Consider the following 18041-nt stretch of genomic DNA (forward strand, 5'->3'; position numbering starts at 1 on the left):
GGTATCCTGGGCTTAGGGGGAGAGGTGTCTTTTCAGAGTAAGCTGTAGCGTTTTTTGGAGTAATGTGTTGTGGTTACGGGATGTTATACCCAAAGGGACATAGTGCACTTAAATGTGGCGGATTTTGCCGTGGCTGTTGAGCGGTTGAATCGGCCGGGTTTGCACGACAGGCCGGTGATTGTGTCCCGGGCCCAAGGGGGCAGGGCGCGGGTTTACGATATGAGCGAGGAGGCGTTTCAGGCCGGGGTGCGCAAGCATATGCCCCTGGATCAGGCCAGGCGTATGTGCGGTGGGGTGCGCATAGTGCCGCCTAAGCCGCACAAATATGAAAAGGCCATGCTGGAGATGATGAAGATGGCCTTGCCCTATTCGCCCCTGGTGGAGAGCGAGGAAGACACGGGCCATGTGTTCATGGATTTAAGCGGCACCGGCCGTTTGTTCGGCCCGGCCCGGGATGTGGCCTGGCGCATGAAAAAGGAGGTGAAAAAGCGCCTGGGCCTGGAGCCCATATGGGGGCTGGCCCCGAACAAGATGCTGGCCAAGGCCGCCACCAGGGTGGTGAAGCCCAAGGGCGAGCATATTGTGCGTCCCGGTGGGGAACAGGATTTTCTGCGCAGTTTGCCCCTTTCCCTGCTGTCCGGTCTGGAGGCCCCGGACCTCATGCTTTTCAGGCAGTACAACCTGCATACGGTTGAAGAGGCCCTTACCTGGCGCAAGGAGCATTTGTTGGCTGTTTTCGGCAAAAGGGGTGGGGAGATACACCAGCTTTTGCAGGGCAGGGACGATTCCAAGGTCCTGCCTGTGGGCTTAAAACCTCCGGTTGTGCGGCTGGATCACGAATTCAGCCAGGATACCAACCATTTGGGTGAGGTGGAAAGGGCGCTTTTCGGGCTGGTGGAAAAGGCGGGGCGCAGGTTGCGACGCATGGGCAAGGCGGCCCGCAGGGTGGCGGTCTATCTCACCTACAGCGACGGGGGCCGGGTTATACGCCAGCGCTCCCATGCCCTGGGCACGGCCAATGATTTTCTGCTTTTTGACCTGGCCCGGATCGCCCTGGCCGTGGGCTGGACCAGGCGGGTGCGCCTGCGTCATCTGCGCCTGGTCTGCGATCGGCTGGTTTATCCACCTGCCCAGCTGGATCTGCCTTTTATGGCTGATGCAACTGATCTGATCCAAAGGAAACAGGAAAAACTGATGCATGCCCTGGACCGCATCCGGGACCGGCATGGGGAGCGCTCCATCTGTCTGGGGCGCAGCCTGGGGGACTGAAGATGCTGGCTCTGGGTGTGCGTTCCAATTACTCTTTGATGTGGGGCACTGCCTCGCCCGGGGATCTGTGCCGCAAGGCCAAGGAGTTGGGCTATACCGGCCTGGCCCTCACAGATACGGACAACCTTTACGGCCTGTGGGAGTTTTTGCGGGCCTGCGGCCAATATCATCTAAAGCCCTGTGTGGGGGCGGAGGTCACAGACCCGGCCAGCGGGCAAAGGGCCCTTTGCCTGGTCAAGACGGGCCGGGGTTTTAAAAACCTCTGCCGCCTTTTGAGCTTGCGCCACACAGATTCAGAGTTCAGCCTTAAACAGGCCCTGCCCGGCCGCCATACCGGCCTTGTGGTGCTCACCGGCAGTTTGGATCTGCTCCTGAATTGGCAAAAAAAGGGAGTCCCGGTCATGGCCTGTTTGCCCCGCAGGCCCAGTCAGCAGAACCACCGCCTGCGCCAGATAGCCAAGGAAAACGACATCCCCCTGGTTCCCGTGGCGGGCAGTTTTTTTTTGGAGCCCGGAGACTATGACCTGCACAGGGTGCAAAGGGCCGTAAGCCTCAACACCTCGCTTTCCAGGCTGGAACCCGGGGATATGGCCCCGCCTGATGCCTGGCTGGCCTCGCCCCAAAGGTTCTGCCAGCGTTTCGAGACCCTGCCCCGGGCCTTGAAAAACGCCCGCACCCTGGGCGATCAGCTGGACTTCACTCCCAACCGGGATCTGATCATGCCGCCTTGGAGCGATTCCCTGGGCAGAAGCGCGGCAAGGGCCCTGCGCCAAAGGGCCTTTGACGGAGCTGCTTTCCGCTACGGCAGCCCCTTGCCGGAAAAGGTGAAAGAGCGGCTGGAATATGAGCTTGGCATAATCGAGCAAAAGCATTTTTCCTCTTACTTTCTGGTAGTGGAGGATATTGTAAAGCGCTCGCCCCGCATCTGCGGCCGGGGCTCCGGGGCCGCTTCCCTGGTGGCCTATTCTCTGGGCATAACCAATGTCTGCCCCATTAAATACAACCTTTATTTTGAGCGTTTCATCAATCCCCAGCGCGAGGATCCGCCGGATATTGATATTGATTTTGCCTGGGATGAGCGCGACGGGGTGATCGAGTCGGTTCTCGAGCAATACAAGGGGCGCTCGGCCATGGTGGCCACCCACATACTTTTTCAGGGGCGCATGGCCATTCGGGAGGTGGCCAAGGTCTACGGCCTGCCCGCAGACGAGATCAAGCGGGTGATGAAAGGCCTGCCCTGGTTAAGGGGCGCGGCGGAAGAGTGCACCGGCATGTATCCCAAGCGCCCGGCCCTGCCCAAGGGGGCGACCCCCAAACTGCCCGCCCCCTGGCCCGAGGTGCTTGAGCTGGCCCAGGGACTGGTGGGCATGCCCAGGCACCTTTCCGTGCATGTGGGCGGCCTGGTGATCACTCCCGGCCCGATTCAGGATTACGCGCCTTTGGAGATCGCGCCCAAGGGCATGCCGGTTATCCAGTGGGAAAAGGAAGGAGCCGAGGAAGCCGGGCTGGTCAAGATCGATCTTCTCGGCAACCGCTCCCTGGGGGTTATCAGGGATGCCGTGGCCAACTTAAAGGCCAATGGTTGCGTTTTTTGCGAGGCAACCTGGTCGCCCGAGGACGACCCCAAGACGCAGCACCTGGTGAGCCAAGGCAAGACCATGGGTTGCTTTTACATAGAAAGCCCCGCCACCAGGCTTTTGCAGGAAAAAGCCGCCCAGGGCGATTACGAGCACATGGTCATCCATTCCTCCATTATCCGTCCGGCGGCCAACACCTATATCCAGGAATACCTCCATCGGATTCACGGTGGGGAGTGGGAGCCCATTCATCCCCTTTTAAAGGATATCCTGGATGAAACCTACGGCATCATGGTGTATCAGGAGCAGGTCTCCCAGGCGGCCGTGGCCCTGGCCGGTTTCAGCCATGCCCAGGGCGACGGCCTGCGCAAGGTGATGAGTAAAAAGGATAAGAAAAAGGCGCTCGATGATTATTGGCAAAGGTTTTTGACCGGCGCTTTCAAGAAAGGGGTGAGCCGGGAAAAGATAGACCAGGTCTGGCGCATGATGATGAGCTTTGCGGGCTACAGCTTTTGCAAGCCCCACAGCGCAAGCTATGCCCGGGTTTCTTTTCAGGCGGCTTATCTCAAGCGTCATTTTCCGGCCGAGTTCATGGCCTCGGTGATCTCCAACCAGGGCGGTTTTTATTCCACAGGGGCTTACGTGTCAGAGGCCAGGCGGCTGGGTCTTTTTATTCTGCCGCCTTGCGTGAACCAAAGCCGCCTGCGCTGGACCGGCCAGGGCGACAAGGTGCGGGTGGGGCTCATGTCTGTGAAGGGGCTTGGCCAAAAGACCATCGCCCGGCTGATCACCGCCAGGGAGCAGAGGCCTTTTGGCGGTTTTGATGATTTTCTGAAAAGGGCCCGCCCCGAGCAGGACGAAGCCAGGGCCCTGATACAGGCCGGGGCTTTTGAGTCTTTGCATCCGGGCGAAGAGCCTGCCCGGCTGCTCTGGCAACTGGCCAGGCACGGCCGCATTGCCCCCAGGCAGGGCAGGGCGGATTCCTTGTTCACCAATAACTCCCTGGAGGCCCCGCCCCTGCCGCGCACCCCGCCTTTGGAACGGCTGCGCCGTGAATATGCGGTGCTCGGGTTTTTGCTTGCCAAACATCCCATGGAGATCTTCCGCCCCAGGTTGGAAAAACAAAACCTGCTCAAGACCTGTGAGGTGAGTGAGCATATAAACCAAAAGGTGCGGGTGGCGGCCTGGCTCATCACCGGCAAGACCGTATCCACCAGCAAGCACCTGCCCATGCAGTTTCTAACCTTTGAGGATGAAACCGGGCTTTTGGAGACGGTTTTCTTTCCGGAGGCCTACCGCCGCTTTCACATGATCATGGACTGGAACCACCCCTACATTCTGGAAGGGGTGGTGGATGAAAACTTCGGGGCCGTGACCCTGACAATTTCGGGCTGTAAAAGGCTTTGAACGGATTATGCGCAGGTCTTTGGGTCTCCTCATAATTATTTGAGCCCGGACCCTATCGTATCTCTGATTTTGCCATGAAAAAGGAGCTAACCGGCTACAGCCAGGAGTTTCGCCTTTCCTCGCCTGAGAATACGGGCCCGTTAAAGTGGCTGGCAGGTGTATACGGCGAAAACCGTGAGATCTTCAAACGCAAGCACACCAAGCTGTTTATCGGGCCCGGCATGACTGAGAACAGAAAGACCGATGAAACCGCAAACAACATGGCGCTGTTTGGCCAGGCCACTTATCGGGTTCATGAGCGCCTGTATTTTACCACCGGTGTAAGGGGTGATCACACCAGCATGGATGGAGAGCAGGATTACCAGAAAAGGATCGGCAGGTTCACCCGCTTGAAAAAGTTTGATGATTCCATTGATAACACCGAGGTCTTGCCGAAGTTGTCTGTCAGTTTTGATCTTGATCAAAAAGCCATGCTGTACGCATCTATAAGTAAAGGAATTTTAAACGGCGGTTTTAACTCCGTGCTCGGCGAGAGCCTGGCTGATTTCACCTATGATCCGGAGCAGATGTGGAGCTATGAGCTGGGGGCCAAGACCATTTGGCTGGACGGCAGGCTTTTGGCCAATATTTCCCTGTTCTATTTGGATATTGACGATAAGCAGGTGATGGAGGTGATCGGTCTGAACCGCAGGATCGCAAATGCCGAATCCGCCTCCTCCCGCGGCCTAGAGCTGTCAATAAAGGCCCGGCCGGTGGAAGGCCTGGACTTTTTCGGCGGAATTGGCTACCTGGACGCCACTTTTGATGATTGGCAAGTGGACGGTTATGACTATGAAGGCAATTCCCTTACCTTTGCCCCGGAATACACCTTTAACGCAGGTGTGCAATACCATCACGCCCCAGGCGTCTTTGCCCGTCTGGATATGACCGGGCATTCTTCCTTTTATACTGATGCGGAAAATCAATATGAGTGCGAAGGCTTTGAAATTTTCAATGCGCGCCTGGGATATGAAACCGCCTCCTGGGATATTGTGCTTTGCTGCAAGAACCTTTTTGACAAGGAATATATAGTGGAAAGGCGGAAGTGGTCCGGAAGTTCAGAGGTGGTTGTGGACGGCGATCCCCTCACCGTGGGCATAGATTTCACCTGGCGTTTTTAGCTTGAATAGTCGGGACCGGAACAATTTATGATTGATTCCGGGCCCGGCCGTTAAAAACATGTATCTTGATCTTTGCCTATAAATTCTTCTGCCCCGCCTCGACCAGATGCGTCTGGTCTTCTGGCCTATGGCCGCTCTTATCTCGGCCATGAATTCATCCAGGCCAGTGTATTGAACTCCGTATCTCAGGTTAAAGGCATAGTCAAAGTCTGGTGCCTTCTCCCCTTGGGCCTGCTGCAATAGAGTCTCAAGTTTATCCAGTTATTTCAAGATCCTTGCCTCTGGGGTGGCGGCAAACTCGTACTCCTCCCACAGGCCCAGGAACGACTTTTTAAATTCCTGGGGTAAGGGACGCAAAAGGTTGAGCAGAGCAACGCTTATAGATTCCGGGCGGGGGCTGCCATAGGACATCTTGGCCGGTTTTTCCGGGGGCCAGGTAAATCGGATTTGGTTCATTATAGTTGAACGGAATTTCGCCGCCCATTAGAATGGTTCAGATTAAGCAACCTTACAGGGAAAAGGACTGAACCATGGCAGTGCAGTCAGTGGAGAGGGCGGTTGGAATTCTGGAGCTGTTCGGTCCGGACCGGCCTTTTTTGGGTATAACCGAGATGGCGGAGCTAATGGGCCTGGGCAAGACTACAGTACACGGGCTGGTTAAGACCCTATGCGGCCTGGGCATGCTGCAAAAAGACCCGGGCTCTTCCAAATATCAATTGGGTCTGAAGCTTCTTGAATTGGGGCATGTAAGTGCGGGCAACCTGGAGGTTAATCAGAAATCCGCCGGCTTGGTGCAAAGTCTGGCCGCCCGGACCGGCTTCACCTGTCGGGTGGGGCTTTGGTCCCAGTCTTCTATTTTGGTGGTTTTAAACGCCTTGCCTGATGTGAGCGGCTCTTTTCCCTCCCAGTTCGGACCGCGTATTCCCGGCTATTGCACAGGTTTGGGCAAGGCGGTTCTGGCATTTTTATCCGATGATCAATTGAATCAATATCTGGAAAAAGTGGATCTGGTCCGCCGCACGGAACATACCATCACAGATCCGGAAGACCTGCGCCGGGAGCTTCATAAAACCGCTCAAAGAGGCTTTGCCGTCTCCAACCGGGAGACCCTGCCTATTCAGGCTGCCTTGGGTGCGCCCTTGTTTGACCGCATGGGCCGGGTCTTTGGGGCCTTGAGCCTCTCCGGCGGACCGGAGCAGGTTTTAGGGCCCAACCAGGATAACCTGGTGGGCAACCTTTTGCAATGCGCGGGCGGCATCAGCCGTTCCATGGGGCATCATCCGGAGTATCATTCCTATAAAGGACCAGCTTGAGTCTGAAACGCATCTATTGAAAAATACAATGAGTCAAGACGTTTAACCTCCCTTGCCCAGAGCCGGGGAGGTTTTTTAATGCCGATATACAGCTTTTCTTTTTTCTGGAAAAGCGACTATGTTTTGATATAATGGACGATGTCCAATAATAATGAATTATATTGTGATCAATCAGTAAAATGATTTAAGCCGAGAGGAATATAAGATGGGTTGGTCAGAGTTTCGCAACACGGGTCTCACCCATGTGGATGACCGTTCTTCTGAGGGGTACACCTGCCTCACCCCGGTGGGTGGAGATCATATCTATCTGTTGGATCACAAGGGCCGCATATGCCACGGCTGGAGCCACCCCGGTTTTGTACCGGGCTATGGCTTCATGCTTTCCGGCGGCAGGCTTTTGGTGCGGGGACAACCTCACCAGGAAAAGGTCGCCGCAGGCATGAGCGCCGGTGGGGCGGATATTATTTTAGAGCTGGATTGGGAGGGAAAGGTTCTCTGGCGCTATGAACATCCTTCCTTTCACCACGATATGTTCCGGCTGGAAAATGGAAATACCCTTTTGATCACCTGGCAGGTGGCTGGTGAAGAGATCAAGAATCAGATCAAGGGGTGGATTGATGAAAATGAAAACAGTTACCGCTGGTCCAGTGAAGAGCATATCAATTTTATGATGGCTGGGCTGGGGGTGGGGGGGCGTCCCCGGGACATGAGCGGCTATCTTTCGGACCAGATTGTGGAGCTCACCCCGGAAGGTGAAGTGGTTAAGTTCTGGAATGCCTGGGAGCATATGGACCCCGAGGCGGACCCCACTTGCAGCAGGGAGTTCAGGCACGAGTGGACCCATTGCAACTCTGTGGACTATAAAGACGGCAAGGTCCTTTTGAGCTTCCGGGAGTGCTCCCGCCTGGTGATCCTGGATTGGGACACCGGCGAGCTGGAATGGAAATGGGGCGGTTATGAGCTTAGCCACCAGCACGACGCCTCTTTTACGGAAAAGGGCACTGTGTTGGTTTTTGATAATGGAGTACATCATCCGGTGGTGCCTCACACCCGGGTGCTTGAGATCGACCCGGCCACTGACAAGATTATTTGGCAATACATGCCCAAGGTGGTATTCAGCCTGCATTCCGGCCATATAGGCGGATGCCAGCGTTTGGAAAACGGCAACACCCTGATCATTGAGGGCCAGTCAGGCCGGGTATTTGAGGTCACCCCTGAAAACGAGACTTGTTGGGAGTGGATCAGCCCCTTTGTGTTGCCTTTCAAGAATGTGCACTGCTCCATGATTTTCAAGGCCAGGCGCTATGGACCAGAGAGTCCGGAGCTGGCCGGTGTGAAGTTTGAGTCTGAAAAATGGCGGGAGCTTAATAGTCGTATGGGGCTGGCTTGAAGGGAGCAACAAGGTAATAAAACGGCCGGGGTTTTTTAAAAACCCCGGCCGTTTATCTTGCGGTTATTGCCAAGGGGTGAGAACACTCCTTGGGCTTTTTACGGCTGGATCAGAACTAAACCAGCTCGCGTCCGGCCTGGAAGGCTGCGTAGTTCATTTGCCAGATGGCGGGTTTGGGGCTGTTCCTCTTGATGGCCTCAAGCCACAGGCTTTCGGGGAACACATCAAAGGGAGCGGTCTTGCTCATGACACCCATCATAACCACGTTGGCAGAGCGGCCGGCATGATCGCCCAGCTTAATGGAGGCTTCAAGCACGTCCACAAAGTTGACTTCAAAGTCCGTCAACTCGTTCAGGATAGCCTGGCGCTCGGGATACTGGTCGGCCTTGAGGCCCTGGGGCAGCATGGCTGTCTGGGCCAGGAGGACCTTGCCGCCTTTTTTCAGCATCTCGCGGAAACCGGGACGGAAGACTTCGCTCATCTCCATGGAGACCAGGCAATCGGCGCTGCCGGGCAGAAGCTGCGGAGAATAGGCCTTGCCGCAGGCAAAGGTGCTGATCACCGGACCGCCCATCTGGGCCATGCCGTGAGTCTCGCCCTTGATCACGTTGCTCTGGTCGTAACCGGCCAGGAAGGCGAGCTGGGTGAGCACCCTGCCAAAGAACAGGTTGCCCTGGCCGCCCACGCCGCGGATCGCAACGCTCAAGCGCTCGGGCAGATCAGCCTGGTCCAGTTTATAGGGCTCAAGCTCGGCCGGGGCTTCGGGCAGTTCCACTTTGGCGCCGGTCTTGGCCTTTTGCGGGGCATTGTCAATGGAGATGGCGCCGGTGGGGCACATCTGCAGGCAGGCCGGGTTCTGGGAGACGCAGCCGGAGCACAGGTTGGTGAATGAGGGCAGGCCGGATTCATCGGCTTCGATGCCCGGGCAGATGTTGCAAAGGCCGCAACGCTTGCACTTGTCCGCATCCACAATCAGCTTCTGGCCGTATTTCTCCTTGGGAACCTTTCTGATGCAGGTGCCGCGCACCACCACGGTAGTGAACTCGGATTTTTCATCAGCCAGGGCCAGGGCCTCTTTCAGGGCCTTTTGGAGGCCCTTTCTGTCATAACCGCTCACCTCAATCACATTGGCGCCGTGGGCCTTGAGTACGGCGTTGATATCCATGCGCTGGGGGTCGCCGGCCAGGTTCACCGGGCTGGTGGCGCTGGGCTGGCCGCCGGTCATGGCGGTCCACTCGTTGTCCAGGATAACCTTGACACCAGCCACGTTGCGGAAGATGGCGTTTCTGGTGGCATCCATACCGGAGTGGCACTCGGTGCCGTCGCCGATGATGCTCAAGCAACGGCCCGCCTTTTCAGGCTGGCTCAGCACATAACCTGTGCGCTTGGACTCACTGGCGCCCATGGCCAGGCCGGTGTCCATGGCGTTCATGAAGTAAAGCAGGGAGTTACAGCCGATATCGCCGAAGGTGACATCCAGCTTGCCCTTTTTGCGCATTTTTTTGACTTCTTCGCCAAACAGGCGGTAGGGGCAGCCGGCGCAGATCATCGGCGGACGGGGCACGGGGTTGATCTTGGCGCTGGTCGCCTCGACCTTGTGCCCCAGCACCTCGGCGATGGTGGCCGGTGACCATTCGGTGATCCTGCTGTATTCGGGCTTGCCCTTGACCTGAAGTCCCTGGGCGTTCAAGGCTTCTTCCAGGAAGCGATAGCCGTCTTCGATCACATAGACGTCGCCGTCAATGGAGTCGTAGAACTCTTTGATCAGCTTTTTGGGCAGGGGGTTGGTGAAGGCCAGGCTCAAGACATCCAGATCCGGGAAGAAGAGTTCTCGCACCTCTTCCAGGTACATGGAGTTCACGCCATAGGTGATCACGCCGCGCTTGCCGGAACCCTTGATCCATTTGTTCAAGGGGGTCTCCTCCACCATCTTGGTGAGTGCGGGCATACGGGTTTCCATCATCATGTCATAGTTAACCCGACAGACATTCGGCAGACAGTTGAAGGAGCGCATATCCTCGGGCATCTGAACCGGCTCGCGCTTCTGGGGCTCCATCAGGCGGACCAGGCCTTCGCTGTGGCAGAGCACGCCGGAGGGCATGATCACTACCGGGGTGTAGAGCTCGCGGCCAATGGCCACGGCGATGGAAGCCGCCTCGTGCATTTCCTGGTGGTTCCTGGGCTCGAAGACCGGCATAAAGCAGCTTTTGAAAAGCGGCCTGGGGTCAATTGTGTGCTGGGTGGAGCTGGGGGTGAAGTCCGAAGCCACGTACCAGATCATACTGCCCCTGGGCTGGGTGAACAGAGAAGAGCTGGTGAAGATGTCGCCGGCCTGGAAAAGTCCGGGGATCTTCATGGTGACCACACAGTCGCGTCCGGCCAGGGTGTGACCGTGGGCCACGCCCGAGGCCACGGCCTCGTTGATGGACCAGCCCACAGTCAGCATATCCTGCACCTGGCTCAAGCCCTTGTCGATGACCTCGGAGCTGGGGGTGCCGGGATAACCGTCTGTGGCGTGGATGCCGGCGCGCACAATACCGGCGGCAAAGGCAATGTTGCCTTGCAGCACCTCGGCCTGACCGGCAGGCGCGGTGCAGAGTTTTTGCATGGTGCTCATGCTAACCTCCTATTTAGAAATAACTTGCACATAAAAATCGAAAATTCAAAAGAAATCCGTTTGAGGGCTCTTTTTCAGCGGTGACGTCCCCGCCCGAAGCGGGGACTTTTTTAGCGTTTAAGCGGCCGCCTGACTCATCTGGGCCTTTTGAGCCCGGCTCTTGGCAAAGCCCAGGATAAAGCCCAGGGCAACGGAGAAGGCTGCGGCCAGGCCTATCTGCAAAGGCTTGTCCAGCATAAAGGTGATTGTGTGGGCAGGCAACCAGAACCAAACCAGGGCCTTTAAAGCGGTTTCCATGCCGCTGAAGTTCCACTGGCGCAGGATAAGGTTGTCCTCCAGCCTGTGGAAGTACATAATCTGAGGCCCAAAAACAGCCTGCATGCAAAAAGAAAGTAAAAAGGCGCGGCCCAGACCGGAACTCAGAAATGAGGGCAAAAGACCGTGGTCCAAAAGCGCGTCTGCAAAACCGGTCACTCCCACAAAGCCGTATTTAACGACAATCCCCAAAACAGCCCAGGCAACCGCCTTAAGGGCGAGCTGCATCTGGTTGCAGGGCAGGGCAAAACGGCGGTTCACCGCGCTGAAGCTGGCCACCTCACCCAAGGTGCCGAGTATGGCGAACTGAATAGCGGCCATACCAAGGGGGTTGGCAGTGACCATATTAATATATGCTTCCAACATGGATAGATGATCCTTTTTCTATTTGTTCCTGAACTTCCGCACCTTGAGGCGGTAGTCCATATAGCGGCCCATGGCCACCATGGCTTGTCCGCAGGTGTTAAAGACGGGCACGCCGGTTTTTTCCAGTTTGGCGTTTAAGGGCTCGTGCACCCGGCCCACATCGTTAAAGACCACCAGGGGTTTTTCCAGGCGGGCCATGAGGTCAACCAGAAGGTTGCTGAAGCTGTCGGGCGCGTCGGTGTAACCCTCTATGGTGCCGGGCGCGGGGAAGTCCTTGGTGGCCGGAGCCATGGTGTCGTAGCTGATGATCATGCCGTCCACTGCCTCGTCCCTGGAGGCGGTCTCCAGGGTGTCGGCGTGAAGTTTGTCATTGGCCGCCGGAGTGAGGTCCATGGGGTTTCTCACATCCACAATACCGGCCAGGCGGTTTTGTTTAAGCAGCTCGTAAATGGCTTCCCTGGTCTGATCGCTCAGTTTGGCTAGTGTCAGGTTGGTGCCTTCGGCCTTGAGATGGTCGGCCAGGCCCACAGCCTCAAAACCGGCCGAGGAGATGCCCATGACCCGGTTGCCGCCGACTTTCTTTTCATGGAAAACGCTGCACAGGTTTATAAGACTGTCATATTCGGAAAAGTCCTCTGCAACCAGGGCTCCGGCCTGGCTCAGGCAGGAGACGCAGACCGCATAGTCACCGGCCACGCTGGCGGTGTGGCCGCTGGTGGCCAACTTGCCCTCGGGCGTGCGGCCGGCCTTGTAGACCACCACTTCCTTGCCGTTTTCCACGGCCTTTCTGATGCCCCGGCAAAGGGAGAGGCCGTCTAGGTTTTTGAATCCCTCGGCATAGATGCCTATGACACCGATTTCGTCGTTATCGGCGAGGGTGTTGGCAAAGTCTCCGATGGTGAGGTCCATCTGGTTGCCCACGGTGATGTTGTAGAGCGGATCGCCGTTTACCATCTTCATCGTGCGCACCAGGGCAAAGGCCCCGCTCTGGCTGATCATGGCCACGTTGCGTTTTCTGTCGCTCCTGTCCTTGGGGGCCGAGATGTCGGGCACAAAGAAGGTGTCGAGCCTGCCGGGATGGCTGATCACGCCCATGCAGTTGCCGCCCAAAAACACCGGTCCACCTTGGGGCCTGGCATGGGCTTGGGCGATTTTTTCGATAATTTCGGCGGCGCGTTCTTCGGTGCCCGGGGTCTCGCCCAGGCCACCGGGAATCAGAATCACGGATTCAGCGTGGTCGCCTTCCACGATATTGTCGATCAAATCAGGCACCTGGTCGGCGCCCACTGCGATGACAAAAAGGTCCACCTTGCCCATTGCCTTGAGGTCGGGCACGCAAGGGGCGTTGTCAATGCTCTCGGCGCTGGGGCTCACCACCTTGATCTCTGTCGGCGGATAACCGGCCTCGATAACATTGCGCAGGATCTGACGGCCAAAGTTGACCTTGCTGGAGCTGGCGCCGATTATGCCGATGCTCTTTGGATGCAGCAGCTTGGTGATGCGTTCCAGGCTGCGGGGCTGGGCGATTTTAACGGGCAGGTGGAAGCGGCACAGTCCGTCCAGGGGAACCATCTGGTAATCGGTGAAGGCAAAGGGGTTCACCTCCAGTTCGTCGATCACGTAAGGGGCCTCGGGATTCAAGGGGCTGTAATGGCGGCCCATGGCGATGAAATTGGTAAAGCATTCTTGAAGCTGATCGTCGCTGACCAGCCTTTCCCCACCCCTGGTCAGTCCGGCGAGCTTCTGGTAGGCGATGGTTTTTTTGAAAAGTTCGAAGAATTCAGGTCCGGTGACCATTTCGCAGGATGCCGTGACCACAGCCTGGCCATGGCGGAAGCGCTCGGCATAAAGTTCTGTGTCCGTGCCGCCGAGCCCGGCTGTGATGACCATGCCGAACTCACGGGTAAGGCGCAGGCTGACCAGAAGTTCATTGCCAAAGGCTTCTGAATCAGGCGGCATGAACTGGCAGAGGAGCACGCCTTTGATCTCGGCGCTAACGGCCTTTTCCAGCTCTTCGACACCCATTCCCTTGAATTCAGCAGGCATCTGCTCCGGGCGGGCCAGAAGGAAGTTCGCAAAGTTTTTGCGAACCTGGTCCAGCATGCGGCGGCAGGCGCTGCGCACCTTGCCCGGGGTTTTTTCAACTACCTTGACTCCACCCACATCGGACTTGTGAACAATGGAAGGGCTCACTATCTTGAGCACCACTTTGTTTCCCTCAAAGGCATTGAGAGCTTTTTCGGTGATGCGCTCGCCCCGGGGGATGAACCTTGTGTAAGGTACGGATTCCGCACCGGAAGCTGCCAAGAGGGCATAGTTTTCATACTCAAAGAGCTGAAGGCGGTTCTCTGCCGCGGCCGCAGAAAACACCTCGTCCATTCGCTGATAATCGAAGAACTTGTCCATTTCAATTCCTGTTTTGCGGGTATTCTGGAGAATTGCTTTATGGGGTGTGAAAGGGCGCTGTGGCCGCGCCCTTTTGCTGGTCTCTCAGAACTTTTCCCTGTTATTACTAGTTATTAATAAGATCCATAATAAATTGAGCTGTTGTCTGAACTTTAAATTTCTGCTTGCGGAGTTTACCGTTAGCCAGGTTATGTACGCAAGAATTACACTCGGTTAAAAGTATATCCGCGTCAATTTTTTCCACTTGTTCCAGTCTTTTTCTGGCCATTGCCAGGCTGTGCATGGCATAGGCCCCGCGCACTCCGCCGCCTGCGCCGCAGCAGAGGGCGTCTTCCCTGTTATTGGGCAACTCATGGAAATTGGGTGCTATTTTTTTAATAGTCACCCTGGGCTCTTCATAGATGCCGGTGTGGCGGCCCAGGTCGCAGGGGTCGTGGTAGGTGACCTTGAGGTCTGTTTTTACTTCAATATCCTGTTCAGCCAGCCACTGGCTGAAATGGAGCACCTTGACACCGGCTTTAAGCAGGGGTTTGTAAAGCTCGGTCTCGGTAAAGGTCCTGAAACAATAGGGGCAACCGGTGATCACTGTGTGTGCGCCCGTGTCCAGGATTTTTTCGATGTTGCTCTCGGCCAGATGGGGCTTCATCTCCTGCCCCACATCCTGGAGCACCCCCCCGCAGCAGGATTCTTCAATCAGGGTGTAGTCCAGTTTAAGGTGGTCCATAAGATCCAGGGCGGCCTCGGTGGCGTCTTCTTCGCGGTACTGGCCCACACAACCCATGAAATACACGAAATCCGCCTTTTTACCCACCGGACGATCAAAAAATTCAGGCTCGTCCTCGGCGTAGATGTTGGTGGATTCATCAAGCACCTGGCTCATGCCGGTAAAGGCAGGGTGACAGGAGCCGTTCTTAACCATATCCCGGCGGAAGGCCTTGAGAATCTGGGGAACGTTAACTCCGCTGGGACACTTGCTGGCGCAGGAAGCGCAGCCGGTGCACTGGAAGACGGTCTCAATAAGCTCGTCTGTGAGTTCCATGCGGCCTTCGAGCACTTCCTTGGCCAGGAGCATTTTGCCCCTGGCGTTTAAGGCCGGGCGCAGGGTGGCCCCGTAGACCGGACAGGAGGCCTGGCAGAATCCGCAACGGGAGCAGCGCTCGATCTGGTCTTTAAAAGCTTTGGTAAAGTCGTATTTGGGTTCCATGGTTACGTTATCCATTCAGGGCCATTTTACCGGGGTTAATTCTGTTGTCAGGGTCCAGGGCCTTTTTAAAGGTGCGCATGACCTCCATCTCCACGGGGTCGTGCTCCATGGTCATAAACGGGGCCTTGTCCAGGCCAATGCCGTGTTCACCGGTCAAGGTGCCGCCGAGTGATATGACCTTCTCAAAAAGTTCCCGGGCCGCGTCATGGGCCCTTTGGCTGACTTCCGGGTCGGAGGCGTCGAAGCAGACTGTGGGGTGAAGGTTGCCGTCACCGGCGTGTCCCACAGTTGTTATGACCAGGTCGTATTTTTCGGCCACCTCCTGCACGGTGCGCAGAAGTTCTGCCACATGGCTCATGGGCACGCTGCAATCTTCAACCAAAAGGTTTTTGTTGATGCGGGCGAGCACGCCGTAGCCTGATTTACGGGCGGTCCAAAGGTCTGCCGCCTCTTGGGCGTCTTTGGCCTGGCGGATGGTGGATGCCCCGTTTTTCTTGAAGATTTCCTTCACCCGGTCCATCTGGTACTGGACCTCGGTCTCGGTGTGGCCTTCGGTTTCGGCCAGAAGCATGGCCTCCACCTCGGGCAGGCCCATGTTGGTGTTTTCATTGATGGCCTTTAAGGTGGGCTCGTCAATGATTTCCAGCACGCTCGGCAAAATGCCGGAATGCATGATCTCGCTCACTGCCTGACCGGCCTGGTCCAGGCGGTCAAAGGTGCCCATGGCAGTAGAGGATAGGGGCGGAATGGGGTTGATCTTCAAGGTGATCTCGGTGATCACGCCCAGGGTGCCTTCCGAGCCCACAAATAGGTGGGTAAGATCATAACCGGAGACGGATTTCATGCAGGCGCTTCCGGTGCGCATGACGCGGCCGTCGGGCAAGACCACTTCCAGGGCCATGACATAGTCTTTGGTGGTGCCGTATTTGGCGCCCTTTATGCCGCCCGCGTCGGTGGCTACATTGCCGCCGATAGTGGCGACTACGCCGCTGGAGGGGTCCGGGGGAAAGGCAAAACCATGGGGAGCAAGCTCTTTGGCCAGGTCACCGTAGACCACGCCCGGCTCAACCACAACCACTCTGTCTTCAATGCGGATGCTTTTGATCTTGTTCATGCGGGCCATGTCCAGGACAAGGCCGCCCTTTACCGGAACAGCCATGCCGCTCAAGCCGGTTCCGGCCCCCCTGGGAGTGACGGTCAGGCCTTCTTCCTTGGCCAGCTTCATAACGGCCGCCACCTGTTCGGTGGTGGTGGGACAGACAGCGGCCAGGGGCCGGGACTGGTTCAAAGAGGCGTCTGAGGAGTAGGACACCAGGTCGATCAGGTCCTCGGTGAAGTTATTCTTGCCTACGATCTTCACCAAGGCGTCTTTAACGCGTTCGTTCATGTTGTTTTCTCCAAAAGGGGATCAAGCACTTTAAAAACAGGTAAATCCCCGCCTGCGTCTTTCAGGAGTTTTGCTTTCATCTTAAGAACCGCCTCTGGTTTTTTCAGGGCAACGTCATTTAAGTATTCAGGGTCTTCTTTAAGGTCGTAAAGTTCGACCTTGTCCCATTTTGAATCAGTCACCAGGGCATAATCATTATCCCTGACCCAGTAGTAATCCTTGAAACAGCTGGTCACATGGTCTCTGATCTCTGTTTTTTCACCTTTGACGACCTGCCAGATGTCTTCACCCTGGCACCAGTCCGGAGTTTTTTCAAAAACCAGGTTCAGCAAAGTCGGCAGGATGTCGTGGTTCATGACAAAGGGGCTGAAGCATTGGCCTGCGCCTTCAGCCTCAGGCGTGCGAATGGCCAGCACCAGGTCCAGGAGAGCCGGAATCTGGCCCCAGGGAAGTTTGCCGGTGAAGTTTTTTTCACCCAGCTGGTGGCCATGGTCGCTCACCACGCAGATGACCGTGTTCTTGTCCAGGCCCAGGAGTTTTACCTTTTCCATGAAAAAGCCGAACCAGCGGTCCACCATGGTGACCTCACCGGCATAGAGCGCCTTCATGTGACGCAGCTCCGAAGGGGTCAGGTAGGTGTCTGTCTTGTCCGAATAAAGGGGCATTATGACTTCAACGCCCTCATAGTCTTTGTCATAGAGTTCGGTGTAGTATTTGGGCGGGTCCCAGGGCTCATGGGGATCAAAACAGTCCACACACAGGAAAAAGGGTTCATCCTGATCATAGACCCGGTCAAGATAATCTGCGGCCATACGGAAAACCTTGGGAGCGAAATAATCTTCTTCGCTGCTTCTGGTAGTGTTGTTAGCAAGATAGCGCCCCAATTCCCAGGTCTTGCGGTTTTCCGATTTCATGCCCTCGGTCATGTGCGGCAGGGCCAGTTTCCGCTCGTTTTCGTCCTTGTGGGGCATCTTCAAATCATATTCCTGACCCCTGATAAATTGCCAGCTGGTGTATCCCCGGTGGTAGTTCATGCCGGGATAATGCTGGTGAAAACAGTCGGTCACCAGGCCTGTGGTCCAGCCTTGGTTGGTCAGGTATTCGCTCATCGGTACATCATGGTGGGGAATGGGGCCCCATCCGGGAATCAGGCTGGTTGCGTTGAACACATTGTTGAAAGGATAGGAAGCGGGATAAGGCTCCCAGTCTTTAAAAGGGAAAACCCTCTTACCGGTAAAAGTGGAACGCCTGAAGGGTAATGTGGGTAAAGATTCCGGATATGCTCTGTCAAAGCGGGCGGCCTCCTGGCAAAAGGCATCCAGGTGGGGGGTCTTGATCCAATTATTGCCATAGGCCCCGACATGGTCTTTGCGCAAGGAGTCGATTATCACCAGGATAATGTTCCTTTTTTCACTCACTTTGCTCCTCCCTTAAAACGTCATCCAAACTGGGAGACCTGACTGCACCGTCTATTTTAATAATACAGAAGCAAGAGGTTATGATTTGCGGATGATAAATAAGAGACGATAACGAAGAAATCGGGTTGTGTCGAGCTATTTTCGTATTACATTTAAAAATAATGGAATATCATTCGAAAAATCAAACTTAATATCTCTTGTTCCTTTGAATC

11 protein-coding genes are annotated in these 18041 nt (G+C 56.1%); 5 read left to right on the forward strand and 6 right to left on the reverse strand.

What is annotated here, in order from left to right; all coding sequences use genetic code 11:
* The first annotated feature begins 69 nt into the window (after window positions 1–69).
* The 5 genes from X474_RS21395 to X474_RS21420 all read left to right on the forward strand — a co-directional run bounded on the left by X474_RS21395 (window position 70) and on the right by X474_RS21420 (window position 8116).
* Complete coding sequence (locus X474_RS21395; RefSeq protein WP_082464552.1) at window positions 70–1269, forward strand: DNA polymerase Y family protein; 1200 nt, start codon at window positions 70–72, stop codon at window positions 1267–1269.
* Between the two features lie 2 nt (window positions 1270–1271).
* Complete coding sequence (locus X474_RS21400) at window positions 1272–4253, forward strand: DNA polymerase III subunit alpha (RefSeq protein WP_044351902.1); 2982 nt, start codon at window positions 1272–1274, stop codon at window positions 4251–4253.
* 74 nt (window positions 4254–4327) lie between these two features.
* Complete coding sequence (locus X474_RS21405) at window positions 4328–5413, forward strand: TonB-dependent receptor (protein WP_052515490.1); 1086 nt, start codon at window positions 4328–4330, stop codon at window positions 5411–5413.
* A 530-nt stretch (window positions 5414–5943) separates the two neighbouring features.
* Window positions 5944–6726, forward strand: a complete 783-nt coding sequence (locus X474_RS21415; protein ID WP_044351903.1) for an IclR family transcriptional regulator — start codon at window positions 5944–5946, stop codon at window positions 6724–6726.
* Window positions 6727–6931: 205 nt separating this feature from the next.
* Complete coding sequence (locus tag X474_RS21420) at window positions 6932–8116, forward strand: aryl-sulfate sulfotransferase (protein ID WP_044351904.1); 1185 nt, start codon at window positions 6932–6934, stop codon at window positions 8114–8116.
* 115 nt (window positions 8117–8231) lie between these two features.
* On the opposite strand, the gene X474_RS21425 is transcribed toward X474_RS21420, so the two are convergent.
* The 6 genes from X474_RS21425 to X474_RS21450 form a co-directional block, all read right to left on the reverse strand.
* Window positions 8232–10733, reverse strand: coding sequence for a 2-oxoacid:acceptor oxidoreductase family protein (locus tag X474_RS21425; RefSeq protein WP_044351906.1), 2502 nt, complete (start codon window positions 10731–10733; stop codon window positions 8232–8234).
* Between the two features lie 117 nt (window positions 10734–10850).
* On the reverse strand, window positions 10851–11414 hold the full coding sequence (locus tag X474_RS21430; protein ID WP_044351907.1) for a hypothetical protein: 564 nt from the start codon (window positions 11412–11414) through the stop codon (window positions 10851–10853).
* A gap of 18 nt (window positions 11415–11432) precedes the next feature.
* Window positions 11433–13820 (reverse strand): acetate--CoA ligase family protein, encoded by a 2388-nt coding sequence (locus X474_RS21435; RefSeq protein WP_044351908.1) that lies wholly within the window; start codon window positions 13818–13820, stop codon window positions 11433–11435.
* Window positions 13821–13926: 106 nt separating this feature from the next.
* Complete coding sequence (locus X474_RS21440; RefSeq protein WP_044351909.1) at window positions 13927–15024, reverse strand: (Fe-S)-binding protein; 1098 nt, start codon at window positions 15022–15024, stop codon at window positions 13927–13929.
* Window positions 15025–15031: 7 nt separating this feature from the next.
* Window positions 15032–16411, reverse strand: coding sequence for an FAD-binding oxidoreductase (locus X474_RS21445; RefSeq protein WP_044351910.1), 1380 nt, complete (start codon window positions 16409–16411; stop codon window positions 15032–15034).
* A complete protein-coding gene (locus X474_RS21450) occupies window positions 16408–17829 on the reverse strand; it encodes a sulfatase family protein (protein ID WP_044351912.1) in 1422 nt (473 codons plus the stop codon). Before X474_RS21450 ends, X474_RS21445 begins: the two co-directional genes overlap by 4 nt.
* Between the last annotated feature and the right edge of the window lie 212 nt (window positions 17830–18041).

The sequence above is a fragment of the Dethiosulfatarculus sandiegensis genome, assembly GCF_000931935.2.
Lineage (GTDB): Bacteria > Desulfobacterota > Desulfarculia > Desulfarculales > Desulfarculaceae > Dethiosulfatarculus > Dethiosulfatarculus sandiegensis.

Coding starts and splice junctions, on each gene's coding strand:
- X474_RS21400 (WP_044351902.1), top strand. CDS start 1,272: ATGCTGGCTCTGGGTGTGCGTTCCAATTACTCTTTGATGTGGGGCACT.
- X474_RS21445 (WP_044351910.1), bottom strand. CDS start 16,411: ATGAACGAACGCGTTAAAGACGCCTTGGTGAAGATCGTAGGCAAGAAT.
- X474_RS21440 (WP_044351909.1), bottom strand. CDS start 15,024: ATGGAACCCAAATACGACTTTACCAAAGCTTTTAAAGACCAGATCGAG.
- X474_RS21415 (WP_044351903.1), top strand. CDS start 5,944: ATGGCAGTGCAGTCAGTGGAGAGGGCGGTTGGAATTCTGGAGCTGTTC.
- X474_RS21425 (WP_044351906.1), bottom strand. CDS start 10,733: ATGAGCACCATGCAAAAACTCTGCACCGCGCCTGCCGGTCAGGCCGAG.
- X474_RS21430 (WP_044351907.1), bottom strand. CDS start 11,414: ATGTTGGAAGCATATATTAATATGGTCACTGCCAACCCCCTTGGTATG.
- X474_RS21405 (WP_052515490.1), top strand. CDS start 4,328: ATGAAAAAGGAGCTAACCGGCTACAGCCAGGAGTTTCGCCTTTCCTCG.
- X474_RS21435 (WP_044351908.1), bottom strand. CDS start 13,820: ATGGACAAGTTCTTCGATTATCAGCGAATGGACGAGGTGTTTTCTGCG.
- X474_RS21420 (WP_044351904.1), top strand. CDS start 6,932: ATGGGTTGGTCAGAGTTTCGCAACACGGGTCTCACCCATGTGGATGAC.